This window comes from Pseudomonas sp. IT-P74 (genome assembly GCF_949768175.1).
GTDB lineage: Bacteria > Pseudomonadota > Gammaproteobacteria > Pseudomonadales > Pseudomonadaceae > Aquipseudomonas.
This window is the reverse complement of sequence record NZ_CATKQD010000007.1, coordinates 47,685-62,603: the sequence shown is the minus strand read 5'-3', so window position 1 is coordinate 62,603 and position 14,919 is coordinate 47,685. Positions and strand designations below refer to the sequence as shown.

The following is a 14,919-nucleotide window of genomic DNA, read 5'->3' as shown; positions in this document are numbered from 1 at the left end:
TCCCACATTGGATCTCGGCGTTCACATAACCCCTGTGGGAGCGAGCCTGCTCGCGATGAGCGCGAAGCGCTCGCCCTTACTGCGCCTCTTTCTTCGGCTCGCGAATCTTGTACCAGGCCACATACAGCGCCGGTAAAAACAGCAGCGTCAGCAAGGTGGCGATGACGATCCCGCCGATCATGGCGTAGGCCATCGGCCCCCAGAACACTTCCCGGGCAATCGGGATCATCCCCATGCTCGCCGCCGCGGCGGTCAGCAGGATCGGCCGACGTCGATGTTCGGTGGCCTGCACCACCGCATCCCACGGCGCGTAGCCCTTGTGCTCGTACTCTTCGATCTGGGTCACCAGGATCACCGAGTTACGGATGATGATACCAATCAGCGCCAGAATCCCGAGGATCGCCACGAAGCCCATAGGCGTGCCCGTCGGCACCAGCGCGATCACCACGCCGATCAGCCCCAGCGGCGCAACGCTGGCCACCAGGAACAGCTTCTGCACGCTGTGCAGCTGGATCATCAGGAAGGTCGCCATCATGAACAGCATCAGCGGCACCACCTTGGCAATCGGGCCCTGGGCCTTGCCGCTTTCCTCCACCGTACCACCGGTGGCGACCTTGTAGCCCGCCGGCAGTTTGGCTGCGAAAGCGTCGATGGACGGCTTGAGGATTTTCACCAGGTCGGTCGGCTGGATCTCGTCGCGTATTGCCGCCTTGATGGTAATGGTCGGCAAGCGATCCCTACGCCACACCAGCGGCTGCTCCAGTTCGTAGCGCACCGTGGCGAACGCCAGCAATGGAATCGACGTACCGCTCGGCGTGACGATCTGCAGGTTCTGCAGGGTTTCCGGTGTACCGCGTTCGGAATCCACCGCGCGACCGACCACGTTGATCAGGTAAATGTCGTCATCGACCTGGGTCACCGTCTGGCCGCTGACAATGCCGTTCATCAGGTTGGCCACATCCTCGGAAGACAGCCCCAGTTGCCGCGCCTTGTCCTGGGCGATGTCGATACGCAGGACTTTGCCCGGCTCGTTCCAGTCGTAGATGATCTCGCCAACGTGCGGGTTCTTGTCCAGCTCCGTGGCCAGGTCGATGGCATGCCGGCGCACCTGGTCGATGTCCTTGCCGCTGACCCGGTACTGGATCGGACGCCCTACCGGCGGGCCCATTTCCAGTGCCTGGACATAACTGCCGATGCCGACGAAGTCGTTGCGCAAGCGCTCGCGAAGCTTCTGCATCATGGCTTCACGGGTATGGCCTTTGCTGACGATCACCAACTGCGCGTAGAAGGGGTTTTGCAGTTGTTGGTCCAGTGGCAGGTAGAAACGGATCGCGCCCTGACCGACGTAGGTGCTCCAGCGCACGATGTCCGGATCGTCCTTGAGCGTGGCTTCGAGACGATCGACGGCCCGGCGGGTTTCGTCGAGCGAGGCGTTTTGCGGCAGGTTCAGGTCCACCAGGATTTCCGGGCGATCCGAAGACGGGAAGAACTGGTTCTGCACGTAGCGCATGCTGAACACCGCCAGTACAAAGCACAGCACGGTGATGCCGATGGCCCACCAGCGATTGCGCATGCACCACAGCAGCCCGCCGTTGAACGCCTTGCCGATGCGCCCGGGTTCGCCTTCATGGGGTTTCACATTGGTACTGAGAATGTGCACGCCGATCACCGGCGCAAACAGAACCGCCACCACCCATGACACCAGCATCGCACAGGCAATCACCGCAAACAGGGTGTAGGTGTATTCACCGGCGGAGCTGGCGTTCAAGCCGATTGGCACAAAGCCCGCCACCGTGACCAGCGTACCGGTGAGCATCGGGAACGCCGTGGAGGTGTAGGCGAAGGTCGCCGCCTGCTCCTTGGTCTCGCCCATTTCCAGGCGCGTGACCATCATTTCCACGGTGATCATCGCATCGTCCACCAGCAGGCCGAGGGCGATGATAAGTGCACCGAGGGAAATCCGCTGCATGGTGATGCCGCTGTATTCCATGAACACGAACACCATCGCCAGCACCAACGGGATCGAGCACGCCACCACCAGCCCGGCGCGCACGCCAAGGCTGACGAAACTGACCAGCAGCACGATCACCACCGCCTCGAACAGCGCGCTGGTAAAGCCGCCGACGGCCTCTTCCACCACTACGGCCTGGTCGGAAACGTTGTAAATGCCGACACCCACCGGCAGGTCGGCGGTCAACTGGTCGATACGGGTGTGCAAAGCCTTGCCGAACGCCTGGACGTTGCCACCCTTCTGCATGGCGATCGCCAGGCCGATGGCCTGTTTGCCGTTATAGCGGAATTCCGGCGAGGCCGGATCGACATAGCCGCGACTGATTTCGGCAATGTCGGCCAGACGATAGTAGCGATCGTTGAGCTTGAGGTTGACCTCGGCCAGGTCTTTCTCCGAAGCGAACTTCCCTGAAGTGCGCACCGAAATCCGCTCCGGCCCGGCCTCGATGACACCCGCCGGGGTCACGGCGTTCTGAGATTGCAGGCTCTGCACCACCTGACGCTCATCGATGCCCAGCGCTGCGAGTTTGCGCGTGGAAAAGTTCAGGTACAGCACTTCGTCCTGCTGGCCGACCATTTCGATCTTGCCCAGCCCCGGCACGCCGCGAATTTCCATGCGCGCCTGTTCCACGTAATCGCGCAACTGACGCAGGGTCAAACCGTCGGCGGTGAAAGCGTAGATCGAGCCGAAGACGTCACCGAACTCGTCGTTGAACGACGGCCCCTGTATGCCCTGCGGGAACTGGTATTTGATGTCGTTGATCTTCTTGCGCACCTGGTACCAGATTTCCGGAATGTCCTTGGCACTGGTGGTGTCGCGCAGGTACACGTACACCGTGGACTCACCGGGGCGCGTGTAGCTTTTCACATAGTCGAGGGAGTCGAGCTCTTCGAGCTTTTTCTCGATCCGGTCGGTGATCTGCTTGAGGGTTTCCTCCTGGGTCGCCCCCGGCCATTTACTCTGGATCACCATGGTCTTGATGGTGAACGAAGGGTCTTCTTCGCGCCCCAGGTTGAAGTACGAGAACACACCCATCAGCAATGCGACGAACATCAGATACCAGATGAACGACTGATGCTTGAGGGCCCATTCCGAGAGGTTGAAAGGCCCTTTCATTGACTGTCCTCGTCGATTTTCACTTGTTGCCCCGGCTTGAGGCTGTTCACACCGGCACTGACCACCCGTTCGCCGTTCTTCACGCCGCCGGCCAGCACCACGGTGCTGTCGGTACGGCTGATCACGGTGATTTCACGGGGAGAAACGGTTTTACTCTGTGCATCGATCACCCAGATCCGTGGCTTGCCATCGACCTCCTGTAGCGCGGTGACAGGCAACTCGATGCGCGGCTTGATCGCCGAGCTCAGGGTGACGCTGATGGCCGTCCCCAGACGAAAGCCCTCTGGCGTTTCGGCCAGGGTCAGGCGGGCACGACGGGTGCGTGTGGCGCTTTGAGCCTGAGGCTCGATTTCGCGGATGATGGCGGTGGTGTTGATGCTCGGATCCAGCTGCGCAGCGACCAGAAACACCACATCGCTGGGCAGTTGATCGACCAGGGTATCGGGCAGGTCGATCACCGCTTCCTTGATATCCGGTTGCGCCAGGGTCACCACTTGCTGACCGGCCGACACCACTTGCCCGGCCTCGGCACTCCACTGGGTGACCACGGCTTTATGGTCGGCGCGCAGCTCGGTGTAGCCCAGTTGGTCCTTGCTCTGGTTGACGGCTGCGCGAGCCTGATCGAGGGAGGCCTGGGTGGTTTTCAGGTCCGTGTTAGCCTCGTCGAGTTGCGCTTGGGCGCCGACCCCTCGGTCAAACAAGGCTTGCTGGCGTTGGGCCGTGGCCTTGGCGTTGATCAGTTGCGCCTGGATTTTCGCCAGATCGCCCTGGGCCGAGCGCAATTGGTTCTGTTGATCCGAAGGATCGAGGGTGGCGAGCAATGTGCCCTTCTGCACCTCGGTGCCGACATCGACGTTACGGCTGGCGATTCGCCCGCCCACGCGGAACCCGGTATCGGTTTCATAGCGCGCCTGGATACTGCCGGCGAAGCGGCCCAGGTCCTCTTCGCTCAAGGCCTGAACCTTGATCGACAGCACCGGCCGTACCGGCGCCGGCGGTGGCTCGCTTTTGGAACAGGCGCTCAGCACCAGCCCGATGGACAACGCCCATAAAGGCTTCATGGCTTGGCTCCCCACGTCAGATCCTTGTAAGTGTTTTCGGCAATTTCGACTTCCATGTCCGGGTGCAAGAGTTGTCCGCCTGCGATGATGACTTTGTCCCCGTCCTTCAATCCGTCGCTGATGATGACCTTGCCGGTCAGGTAGCGACTGACCGTGACCGAATGCAATTGGGCCTTGCCCTTGTCGTCGACAATCCACACAGCAGGCTCACTGATGTTCTTGGTCAGTGCCGACCACGGCAACTCGATGACCGACTTGCCCGATCCCCTGGCCGTGGCACTCACCACCGAGCCCAATTGCATGCCGTCGGGCAGTTTGTCGAGACCGACCTTGACCTGCACGGTTCCCGATTGCGCCGACACCGAGGGGGTGACTTCGCGCACGGTGCCGGTGGTCTTGATCGCCGGGTTGTCGAGCAGGCTGAGGACGATGGTTTGATCTTTCGGCTTCTCGGCCAGCAGTGATTCATAGACGTTGAACACCGCATCCCGGTCGCCGTCACGGGCCAGGCTGAAGACCGGCATGGTCGCCTGCACCACCTGGCCGACTTCCGCCTGGCGCTCGGTAATGATCCCCGGGGCGTCGGCGATCAGCGCCGTATAGCTCAATTGATCCTTGGCATTGGCCAACTGCGCCTGGGCGGCGCTCAAGGCACTTTGGCTGCTGTGCAAGGCGGCCTGGGCCGAGTCGTATTCGCTCTGGCTGGTGTAGCCCTTGGGCAGCAATTTTTGCTGACGCACGAACGCCGCCGCACTCTGCGTCACCCGCGCCTGTTCGGCGATGACTTGCGCCTGGGCCGAATCGACATTGGTCTGCAAATCCTTGGGGTCGAGCCGGGCCAGCACTTGCCTGGCGGTCACTCGATCACCGACATCAACCGAACGCTGGATGATCTTGCCACCCACACGAAAAGACAGCTCCGTCTGTATCCGTGCCTGGATATCACCGGTGAGGGTAACCGAGGCCGCGTAATCCGCCGGCTTGACGACTTGCACGAACACCCGTGGCAGGTATTCCTGCACGGGCTTTTTCTCGTCGCAAGCCGTCAGCAGGGTGACGACACTCAAGGCCATTACTACTTTCAATCCGGGAACCACCATGCAAACTCCTTGGCCTTTTCATGTACAACACGACAGAGAGCTTAGAACAGGATCTAAACCTTGCACGAGCGTCTTATGAAGAAAAAGTTCGCACCCTTTTAGCCCTCAAACACTTGCCATAGACGCCTGTGCATGTCTGACAATGACCTCCGGTCGATCACTCCTCAGGAATCCACATGCTCACGACCCTCGCGGTGGCCAATTACCGCTCGATCAACAAACTGGTGATCCCGCTGGGCCGGTTGAATCTGATCACCGGCCCCAACGGCAGCGGCAAGTCCAACCTGTACCGTGCGCTGCGCCTGCTGGCGGAAACCGCCCAGGGCGGCGTGGTCAATGCCCTGGCCCGTGAAGGAGGCCTGGATTCGACCTTCTGGGCCGGGCCGGAAACCCTCTCCCGGCGCATGCGTAATGGTGAAGTTCAGGTTGAAGGCAGCGTCCGTCAATCGCCCATGCGTTTGCGCCTGGGCTTTTCCGGTGAAGACTTCAGCTACGCGATCGCACTGGGACTGCCGATGCCGCAGCCGGATCACATCACGTACTTTTCGCTGGACCCCGAGATCAAACGAGAATGTATCTGGGCCGGAGCCGTGTACCGTCCTGCCAGCCTGCTGGTGGATCGCAATGGCCCGATGGTCCGTGCGCGGGACGGTCGCCAATGGGAAGTGCTGGCCCAACACACGCCGGATTTCGACAGCCTGTTTGATCAGGTCGGCAGCTTTCGCACCACGCCGGAAGTCATGCAACTGCGTGAATTTATTCGTCGCTGGCGTTTCTACGATCACTTTCGCAGTGACGCCGACGCACCGGTTCGCCAGCCGCAACTCGGTACCCGCACGCCCGTATTGCACCATGACGGTCGTGACCTGGCGGCGGCCTTGCAGACGATCATCGAAATTGGCGACCCCGAGGCCTTGCGGGCGGCGATCAGCGACGCCTTCCCCGGCGCGCGACTGAACATCGAACCTCTGCCCGGCGGGCGCTTCGCCATCGAATTTTTTCAGGAAGGTTTGTTGCGGCCGCTGTCGGCCGCCGAGTTGTCGGACGGAACCTTGCGTTACCTGCTGCTGGTCGCGGCGCTGCTGACGCCACGGCCGCCGACACTGATGGTGCTGAACGAGCCGGAAACCAGCCTGCACCCGGACCTGCTTCCGGCGCTGGCGCGCTTGATCATCCGCGTTTCAGAGCAGTGTCAGGTGTGGGTGGTTTCCCACGCCAGGCGCTTGATTTCTGCATTGCAGGAAGACCCGGAGTGCAATTGCATCGTGCTGGAGAAGAATCTCGGGCAAACCGGGATTGTCGGTCAGCGGATTCTGGATGAGCCAGCGTGGTATTGGCCGGATTAAGCAGCGCCTGATTTGCCGGGGCAATGGAAGACGTCTATTTTCCCTTGCGCCGTAGGAAGGATCTTTTTTTCGAAACACCGCTCCAAGGACGAACCACTTTTGGCCAGACTCCCGGCCAAACCTCACAAGGACGAGAACATGGCAGACATACAACCGCCGCAACGGCTTCATCCGCAGGACATTCTGAAGCTCTTGATGGCGTTGCGCAGGGCCTTGAAGGCCAAGCCAGCCTGAGCAATCCATCGCAAAAAAAGACGCCGACGCTAAATCAGCCGTCGGCGCGGGAAATCTTGAGGGGGTTTGCTTCGCGAATCAGAACGCCGGCAGTACCGCGCCGCTGTACTTTTTCTCGATGAATGCTTTCACTTGCGGGCTGGTCAGGGCCTTGGCCAGTTTCTGGATGGCAACGCTGTCCTTGTTGTCCGGACGGGCCACCAGGTAGTTCACGTAAGGCGAATCGGCACCTTCAATGATCAGCGCGTCTTTCGCCGGGTTCAGGCCCGCTTCCAGCGCGTAGTTGGTGTTGATCATGTCCAGGTCAACCTGATCCAGCACACGCGGCAACATGGCCGATTCGAGTTCCTTGAACTTGAAGTTGTGCGGGTTCTTGGCAATGTCTTTCGGGGTCGACACGGCATTTTTCGGGTCTTTCAACTCGATCAGGCCAGCCTTCTGCAGCAGGATCAGGGCACGGCCGCTGTTGCTGCCTTCGTTCGGGATGGCAATGGTCGCGCCGTCTTTCAACTCAGCCAGGGTTTTGACTTTCTTCGAGTAGCCACCGAAGGGTTCAACGTGAACACCGATCACGGTTTCCAGGTGAGTGCCTTTGCCTTCGTTGAAGCTCTTGAGGTACGGCAGGGTCTGGAAGTAGTTGGCGTCCAGACGCTTCTGGTCGACCTGCACGTTCGGCTGAACGTAGTCGGTGAAAACCTTGATTTCCAGGTCCACGCCTTCTTTGGCGAGGGTTGGCTTGATCAGCTCGAGAATCTCGGCGTGTGGCACCGGGGTCGCGGCAACCACCAGTTTCTCGCCAGCCTGGGCCAGGCCCGTGGTCAGGGCAGCCGCCAGTGCGGTGAACAACAGAACCTTTTTCATGCAGTGTCCTTATCGAAAATCACAGTCGCTTGTGGCGACGGCTTGAATATGAGAGTGCCAGTGAAGTGCTATCGCTGGCGTGAAGCGGACAATACCGGGATTTTTTATTCCCGAACAATAACGTTTATTCAGCTTCATATTCCATTTTGTTCATACAGCTGTGCGAGCCTGCTCGCGATGGTCGCAAGGGCAACGCGTACATTCAGTGCGCCGCGTCATCGTTGACGTCCATCGCGAGCAGGCTCGCTCCTACAGGAGTCCCGCGTCGGCTATCAATCGCTTCAAAGCCGCTTTTTCATCGGCCGAACCATTGCCGATAATCTGCTTGAGCTGCTGTTCAAGCTGTCCCAAGCCTGTATCCGGCAAATTCAAATGTTCCGGCAAAATCTCGTCGCCCGTACTCACCAGCAGCGCAAAGTGAATGATGTTTTCCAGCTCCCGGGTATTGCCCGGCCAACTGTGGCGCTCCAGCACAAGCTGCGCCGCTTCGCTGATCAGTGGCACTGGCAGGCCGAGACGCTGGCTGTAGATCCCGAGGAAGTATTCGGCCAGCGACAGGATGTCCCCCGTGCGTTCGCGCAGTGCCGGCAGTTCGAGCTGGCCTTCGCTGAGGTAGTGATAGAGCCGTTCATGGAATTTTCCGGCGGCAACCGCCTGGGCCAGATCGATGCTGGTGGCCGCCACCAGCCGTACATCCACCGGGCTCGGCTGATGGGCACCGACGCGGGTGACTTCGTGGTTTTCCAGCGCAGCGAGCAGTTTGGTCTGGATCGGCAGCGGCAGGTCGCCGATTTCGTCCAGGTACAGCGTGCCGCCGTTGGCCGAACCGAACCACCCGGCACGACTGCTCGCCGAGCCGCTGTAGCTGCCCGCCGCATAGCCGAACAACTCGGCGTCGGCGTAGGTCGGGCTGATGGCGCCGCAGTTGACCGACACGAACAACCCGCCGCGATCACTGGCGCGGTGGATATGGCGGGCCAGCAATTCCTTGCCGGTGCCGGTTTCGCCACGGATAAGCACTGACACTGAACGCGTGGCCAGTTGCTCAAGGTCTTCACGTAATTGCCGTGAACGTGGATCGACAAACACCAGCGCCTTGGCGCGGATGCTCAGGGGACTTTTTTCCGCATCGGGAAAGGTCAGCAGCGGCTGGCCAAAGGTTTCAAAGCTCATGGCAGACTCCCGCCCAAAACCGCCGGGAGACGGGGGCGTTAAATAAGGAAAGTGTTCAAGCGCGACGCAGGGCGTGGTGTTCCATGCGGTTTTGCAATCGATAGAGATAGGCAAAACCCTGCTCCCAACGCTGGTGACCGGACTTCACGTTGATATGCCCCGCACCCGCCAGAATCCCCGCCTCGGCGCCCCACTGACGCGCCAGCTCCAGGGCTCGCGGTGCACTGACGGCGCTGTCGTTGTCGGAGCTGACAACCTGGCTGGGGAACGGCAGCAGATCCGTCGGGATCGGCGCGAAATTGCGCAAGGCCGGCGCGCAGGCCGGGCGTTCGACATCGGCTGGCGCGACGAGCAAGGCGCCGCGCACTTGACGCAAAAACTGCACGGGAGCGCTCGCGGCCCAATGGGCGACGGTGATGCAACCCAGGCTGTGGGCAATGAGAATCACCGGCGTGCTGTCGGCGGCAATCGCCTCGGCCAGCGCCGCGACCCAGTCTTCACGACGCGGCGTCAACCAGTCGGCCTGTTCCACCCGTGCGCTGTTCGGCAGGCTGTTCTGCCAGTGGCTTTGCCAATGATCTTCTGGCGATCCTTGCCAGCCCGGCACAATCAGGTAGCGAATTGATTCGTTGCGCATGGGGGAGCTCTCCTGCTGCGTGTCTGTTCCCGGTCGAGTATAGGGAGAGGATTTATATTCGTTAAGGAATAAGAAGCTATTTATTAAGATCTATATCGAATATTAAACATATGACCTGTGGGAGCGAGCTTGCTCGCGATGGCGGTGGATCAGCCACCTTTGATGTTGAATTTGAAGACGCCATCGCGAGCAGGCTCGCTCCCACAGGGGTACTGCGGCGTTGCGAAAATCGAGGCAAAAAAAGGGCCGCACCCTGCCAAGGAGACGGCCCCGGAAAACGAAAATCCGTTAGCGCGCAGTAATCACCGACAACTTGGTAATCCCTGCCCGCTCGATCGACGCCATGGCCCGCGCCACTTCGCCGTAATTCACCCCATCGTCTGCCTGCAACTGCACGCGCACCTCGGGGTCCTTGGCCTTCGCCGACTTGAGGTTGAACTCCAGCAAGTCCGGTTGTATCTCGTCCTTGTTGATAAACAGTTTGCCGGTACCGTCGATGCTCACCACCAAGGGGTCTTTCTGTTCCACCGGCGCCACCGCTTCGGTCTTGGGCAGGTTGATCGGAATGGCGTTGGTCAGCAGCGGCGCGGTGACGATGAACACCACCAGCAGCACCAACATCACATCCACCAGCGGCGTCACGTTGATCTCGCTGAGCACCTCATCGGTGTCTTGCGTGGAGAAGGCCATGTCAGGACGCCTCCTTCACTTTCTGCGCATTGCCCTGGGCTGCCGCCTTGTGCGCCGTCGGGTGGATCAGTACACGGAACGAACTCTTCTGCGCCAGGCTGTAGAAGTCGTGGGCGAAGTCATCCAGGTCCGCCGCCGTCAGTTTCAAACGACGCAAAAAATAGTTGTAAACCAGCACCGCCGGCACCGCGACGGCGATCCCCACGCCGGTGGCGACCAGTGCCGCGCCAATCGGCCCGGCGACCGTTTCAAGGCTTGCCGAGCCCGCCGCGCTGATGCCTTTCAACGCTTCCATGATTCCCCACACCGTGCCGAACAAACCAATGAATGGCGAGGTGCTGCCAATGCTCGCCAGTACCGCCAACCCGGTTTCCAGCGACCGACGCTCACGCACGATCTGCTGACGCAAGGCACGCTCCAGACGATCCTGATGATTGATCGCCTGGCTCAAGTCCGCCGCCTGCGGCGCCTCGCCCACCTGGATTGCCGCATAACCAGCCTGTGCAACCCGGGCTGCCGCGCCGGGCCGGGTTTCGCTCAGCTCGGCTGCCGAGTCGAGGCTCGACGCGGCCCAGAACTGCTGATGAAACCTTCGATCCTGTGCCTTGAGGCGAACGAACTGCACGCCCTTGAGCAATGCCAGACCCCAGGTCGCGACGGAAAAAACCACCAGCAGCCAGATCACCGCGCTTTCGATGGATTCAAGTGGAGATGCCAGTAACGTCATGGTGTATTCCTCGTGTAAACGTTTCGCGCGAATTTGGTTTCGGTTTAATGAATCTTGAAATCGATGGGCACGCTGACCCAGCCGTCCTGGGCGACATCACCTCGCCTGGCCGGCACGAAACTCCAGCGTTTCACCGCGTTCAGCGCGGCTTCGTCGAGTGCATCGCGACCGCTGCTTTTCTGGAGCTGGATCTCGCCGGGCTTGCCGCTGGCCAGCACATGTACGCGCAACAACACCGTGCCTTCCCAGCCGCGACGCTGGGCCAGCGAGGGGTATTGCGGTGCCGGGTTTTTCAAGTAACCGGCGGTGGCCGAGGCTGGTGTCACAGGTGCGGGCGCCGGCGGTGCAGGTGGTGCCGGGGCGGCGACAGGCGCTGTCGGTTTCGCTGGCGCGGGTGGTTGTTCAACGGCTTTTGGTGCCGGTTTCGGCAGCGGTTTAGCCACGGGCTTCGGCTTCGGAACTGGTTTAGGTGGCGCAGGTTTTACTGCCAACTCGTCTTCCACGGGCGGTGGCGGCTCAACCACTGGCTGCACCGGTTGCGGAGGCGGAGGCTCGACCACTGGTGGCGCCGGACGCGAGAACTCGATGGTCATCGGCGGAATCTGCGGCGGCACGATGGGCAGCACGGTGGTCGGTTGCTGATTGACCCAATAGATCACCGCGCCATGCACCAGCAACGCCAGCACGCCGAGCAGGACCGTTTCCCTTCGGCTCAAAATGCCCTTGGGCGAACGCTGCAAACGCAACTGCCCCAAGGGCACCCGGTGCGGTCGGCCGAGGTCGACCAACTCACCACCGGGCGCCTGGCGCCACAGCACTTCATGTGCACCGGCGGCGATCTGGACATTGCCCATTGTTTAACTCCATGCGGTCTCTTTGCGGATTAGCGAAACATCGTGCTCAACATCCCCCACACGACAGGTCGCTGGGTGAATCATTGGCCGGCACGCTTATCCCCGAAAGTAATTTTTAAAGTTGAAAATAGAACCAAAACGAATAACAGAAATGCTCGAATGGCTGCACGCCTGATTCCGCAAGGCGTCTGGCCAGGGGCCTGCAACCACATGCTTACAAGGCATGGAAAATATTCTCGGCAGGCATGCTTTTTGGCCGCTTTCGGCAAACGCACATGCCCCCTTACAACCGCAACATTGCTAAAGCGCCACCGCCCGTTTTAGAACGACAAGCGATGTACCCACACCAATCAATCAACTCAGGATGAGTACCCATGACATTCACTACCCGGCCATTGATCTGCATGGCGCTGTTACTGGCGCCACTCTCGATTTTTGCGGCCACCCCCAAGGACACGGGAGCGATTGAACTCGAGATCAGAAACAAGACCAGCTACCCGATCAACGTCTTCCAGGGAAAATGGAAAGGTGTCGTATTGCCGGATGAGCGCTTTCAGACCCAGGACTTCAAAGACGCAACCCTCACCTTTTCCACCTCCACACCCGAAGCGGTCATCAGGTTCGTTTCACTGAGTACCGGCAAGGGTTGTAAAGCCCAAACCTGCGTATTGATCACCGGCAACTGAGGCGATTTCCTCCTGCGGTTTTCCCCGGAAAGCCGCAGGTTTTTTTGTGCCGTTCAAAAGTCATATCGACCGGTCAGACCCAATGTCCGAGGCGTGCCAAGCAGGCCTTCATACCCGCCGTTCGCGGCCGTCCACAGCGTCGTGTAATAGGTTTTGTCGAAGGCGTTTTTCAGCCACAACGAAACGTCCCACTGCCCTTGGTTGAAGTCGCCGCGAAGGCCGGTGGAGAGGTTGACCACCGCATAACTCGGGATCTGCCCGAAGTCGGAATCTTCCACCGTGCCCACCGCTTTGGAGCGGAACGCATAGCTGGCGGTGACGTACTCTTCAAAGCCGTTGTTCAGGTTCCATTTGTATTCGCCGTTGGCGTTGCCGATCCATTTCGAAGCACCCACCACTTGATGGCCGCTGAGGTCGCAGGATGCTGGAGCGCCTGGCGCCAGGCTGACTTCCGGCGGGCACGGCGCGTCCTTGTACGAGAGGTAGCTGACGTCGTTGTACGAGCCGTTGATGTTCAACGTCAGGCCACGCAGCGGGATCAGGGTGCTTTCGAACTCCACGCCACGGGAGCGCACGGAGCCGGCGTTGGTCAGGTATTGCACGCGATTGACGTCGTCGAAGGCGTTGGTCTGGTAGCCGTTGACCTGGGTCCAGAACAGGTTGGCGTTGAGTTGCAGGCGGCGGTCCCACAGGGTGCTCTTGAAACCGAGTTCCGCGTTATTGGCGCGCTCGGTGCCGATCAGCAGCGAATCGGCACCGGCCACCGGCGCCGTGCCGACGGCCAGATTGACCCCGCCGGATTTTTCGCCATGGGACAACGTGGCGTAAGTGAGCAGGTCGTCGGTGAGGCGGTAACTGAGGTTCAGCAAGCCCGAGGGACTGGAGCTGTACTGATTCAATTCGCCGGAATCGAAGACGCCGGCGCGAGCACGTCGTGCCGCAGCCGCCGCACCGCTGACCGCTGCACCACCCACCGGTGCATCACGGGTCACCCTGGCGTTTTTCTCTTCATAGGTGCCGCGCAGGCCGGCGGTGAAATCCAGGCGTTCGGTCAGGTGCCAGGTGCCTTGGGCGAACAGCGCAAAGCTGTTGGTTTCGATATGACCGTTGCCAACACTATCGATGTTGTTCAAAGCGCCGTTAGGCGTGCCGTTCCAGATGTCCGCTTGCGGGCCGTAAAAGGCGAAGGATGTGTTGTCCAGATCGGAACCGAAGTAATAGGCGCCGAGCACGTAATCGAAGAATCCACCGGTAGGCGACGCCAGGCGAAACTCCTGTGAATACTGCTTATCCTCCACCGAAACCCCAGCATTGAAGAAGGTGGAAACGTCCAGACCATCATCGTTGCGCGGGGTGAAATTCCACCAGCGATAAGAGCTGATAGAGGTCAGTGTGAAGTCGCTTGGCAGTGTCCAGTTGGCCTCGACCGACGTGCCGCCCTGATGCACGGTGACGTGCTGGTCGTTGTTCAGGTTGACCTTGCGGTGCGTGCCGTCGACCAGTGTCGCGCCCGCCGCATTGGCCCGGCGCTGGTAAAGATTGGTGCCATTGATGGTTGGCCCGGTGTTGAACAACACACGAGTGCCGGCGCTGGAATCTTCTTCGTTGTAGTCGCCGATCCAGCGCAGGCTGAATGACTCGTTGGGCTTGAACAGCAACTGGCCACGGAAGCCATCGCGCGAGCCGCCGTTTAACTCGTGGCCGTCGAACTCGTTCTTGATGTCACCGTCGCTGCGGGTGCGATACGCAGAAAAGCGTCCGGCCAGTTCGTCATTCAGCGGGCCGGAAATCGTGCCCTTGGTCTGGAAGTATCCGTCTTCGCCCACCGAAGATTCGATGCTGCGCTCAGGGGTAAAGGTCGGCGCGCGGGTGCTGATATTGATCACGCCAGCGGTGGTGTTCTTGCCGAACAAGGTGCCTTGCGGACCGCGCAGCACTTCGAGCTGCTCGATGTCCATCAGGTCGAATACGGCCATGCCGGGGCGGCCGAGGTAAACGTTGTCGATGTACAGGCCGACACTGCCTTCCAGGCCATCGCTGGCCGGGTTGTTGCCCAGGCCACGGATCGACACACTGGACTGACGCGCATGCATGTAGGCGACGTTGACACTGGGTACCAGCTGCTGCAGATCCTGGATGCGATAGACCCGCTGGGTTTCCAGGGTCTGGCCGCTGACCACGCTCATCGGCGTCGGCACATCCTGCGAACTTTCTTCGCGGCGGCGAGTGGTAACCGTCACGGTTTCCAGTTGCGCGCTGTCGGCCGTGGCGGTTTTAGTGGGTGTGGTTTGCGGGGTAGCGCTTTCTGCCGCATAGCCTTGGGTCCAACTGGCGCTGCCTGCCAGCAACAAGGCCAGGGGCAGGCGTTTGAGCCGTTGGGGTGAAGAGGTTGAAGCGACGTGCAACGGACTCATAAGGCGGGG

The 14,919-nt window shown here is 60.4% G+C and carries 12 protein-coding genes; 2 read left to right on the top strand and 10 right to left on the bottom strand.

Features of this window, described 5'->3' with window-relative positions; translation table 11 throughout:
* Positions 1-76 precede the first annotated feature (76 nt).
* Genes ACM6J5_RS06755 through ACM6J5_RS06745 form a run of 3 tightly spaced genes read right to left on the bottom strand, consistent with a single transcriptional unit; the run spans position 77 to position 5,288 of the window.
* Complete coding sequence (locus ACM6J5_RS06755) at positions 77-3,127, bottom strand: efflux RND transporter permease subunit (RefSeq protein ID WP_150673695.1); 3,051 nt, start codon at positions 3,125-3,127, stop codon at positions 77-79.
* Positions 3,124-4,188: an efflux RND transporter periplasmic adaptor subunit gene (locus ACM6J5_RS06750; RefSeq protein WP_095944985.1), complete on the bottom strand. Its 1,065-nt coding sequence runs from the start codon at positions 4,186-4,188 to the stop codon at positions 3,124-3,126. Before ACM6J5_RS06750 ends, ACM6J5_RS06755 begins: the two co-directional genes overlap by 4 nt.
* Positions 4,185-5,288 carry an efflux RND transporter periplasmic adaptor subunit gene (locus ACM6J5_RS06745; RefSeq protein WP_095944986.1) on the bottom strand — a complete coding sequence of 368 codons (1,104 nt, stop codon included), beginning with the start codon at positions 5,286-5,288 and terminating at the stop codon, positions 4,185-4,187. Before ACM6J5_RS06745 ends, ACM6J5_RS06750 begins: the two co-directional genes overlap by 4 nt.
* A gap of 176 nt (positions 5,289-5,464) precedes the next feature.
* On the opposite strand from ACM6J5_RS06745, the gene ACM6J5_RS06740 reads away from it, so the two are divergent.
* Positions 5,465-6,634, top strand: a complete 1,170-nt coding sequence (locus tag ACM6J5_RS06740; protein ID WP_095944987.1) for an AAA family ATPase — start codon at positions 5,465-5,467, stop codon at positions 6,632-6,634.
* A gap of 312 nt (positions 6,635-6,946) precedes the next feature.
* Here the strand turns inward: ACM6J5_RS06740 and ACM6J5_RS06735 are convergent, their stop codons facing one another.
* The 6 genes from ACM6J5_RS06735 to ACM6J5_RS06710 all read right to left on the bottom strand — a co-directional run bounded on the left by ACM6J5_RS06735 (position 6,947) and on the right by ACM6J5_RS06710 (position 11,810).
* Positions 6,947-7,729 carry a MetQ/NlpA family ABC transporter substrate-binding protein gene (locus ACM6J5_RS06735; protein ID WP_150673696.1) on the bottom strand — a complete coding sequence of 261 codons (783 nt, stop codon included), beginning with the start codon at positions 7,727-7,729 and terminating at the stop codon, positions 6,947-6,949.
* A 249-nt stretch (positions 7,730-7,978) separates the two neighbouring features.
* Complete coding sequence (locus tag ACM6J5_RS06730) at positions 7,979-8,902, bottom strand: sigma 54-interacting transcriptional regulator (protein WP_095944988.1); 924 nt, start codon at positions 8,900-8,902, stop codon at positions 7,979-7,981.
* Positions 8,903-8,957: 55 nt separating this feature from the next.
* Entirely contained in the window at positions 8,958-9,539 is a 582-nt protein-coding gene (locus tag ACM6J5_RS06725) for an alpha/beta hydrolase (protein WP_095944989.1), read from the bottom strand.
* 288 nt (positions 9,540-9,827) lie between these two features.
* Positions 9,828-10,229 (bottom strand): ExbD/TolR family protein, encoded by a 402-nt coding sequence (locus ACM6J5_RS06720; RefSeq protein ID WP_414928048.1) that lies wholly within the window; start codon positions 10,227-10,229, stop codon positions 9,828-9,830.
* A gap of 1 nt (position 10,230) precedes the next feature.
* Positions 10,231-10,956, bottom strand: a complete 726-nt coding sequence (locus tag ACM6J5_RS06715) for a MotA/TolQ/ExbB proton channel family protein (protein ID WP_150673698.1) — start codon at positions 10,954-10,956, stop codon at positions 10,231-10,233.
* Between the two features lie 44 nt (positions 10,957-11,000).
* Positions 11,001-11,810 (bottom strand): energy transducer TonB, encoded by an 810-nt coding sequence (locus ACM6J5_RS06710; protein WP_414928047.1) that lies wholly within the window; start codon positions 11,808-11,810, stop codon positions 11,001-11,003.
* A gap of 374 nt (positions 11,811-12,184) precedes the next feature.
* Here ACM6J5_RS06710 and ACM6J5_RS06705 point away from each other — a divergent pair, with 374 nt between their 5' ends.
* Positions 12,185-12,496, top strand: a complete 312-nt coding sequence (locus ACM6J5_RS06705; protein WP_150756841.1) for a hypothetical protein — start codon at positions 12,185-12,187, stop codon at positions 12,494-12,496.
* Positions 12,497-12,549: 53 nt separating this feature from the next.
* Here ACM6J5_RS06705 and ACM6J5_RS06700 read toward each other — a convergent pair whose 3' ends face one another.
* Positions 12,550-14,910, bottom strand: coding sequence for a TonB-dependent receptor (locus tag ACM6J5_RS06700; RefSeq protein WP_414928046.1), 2,361 nt, complete (start codon positions 14,908-14,910; stop codon positions 12,550-12,552).
* Between the last annotated feature and the right edge of the window lie 9 nt (positions 14,911-14,919).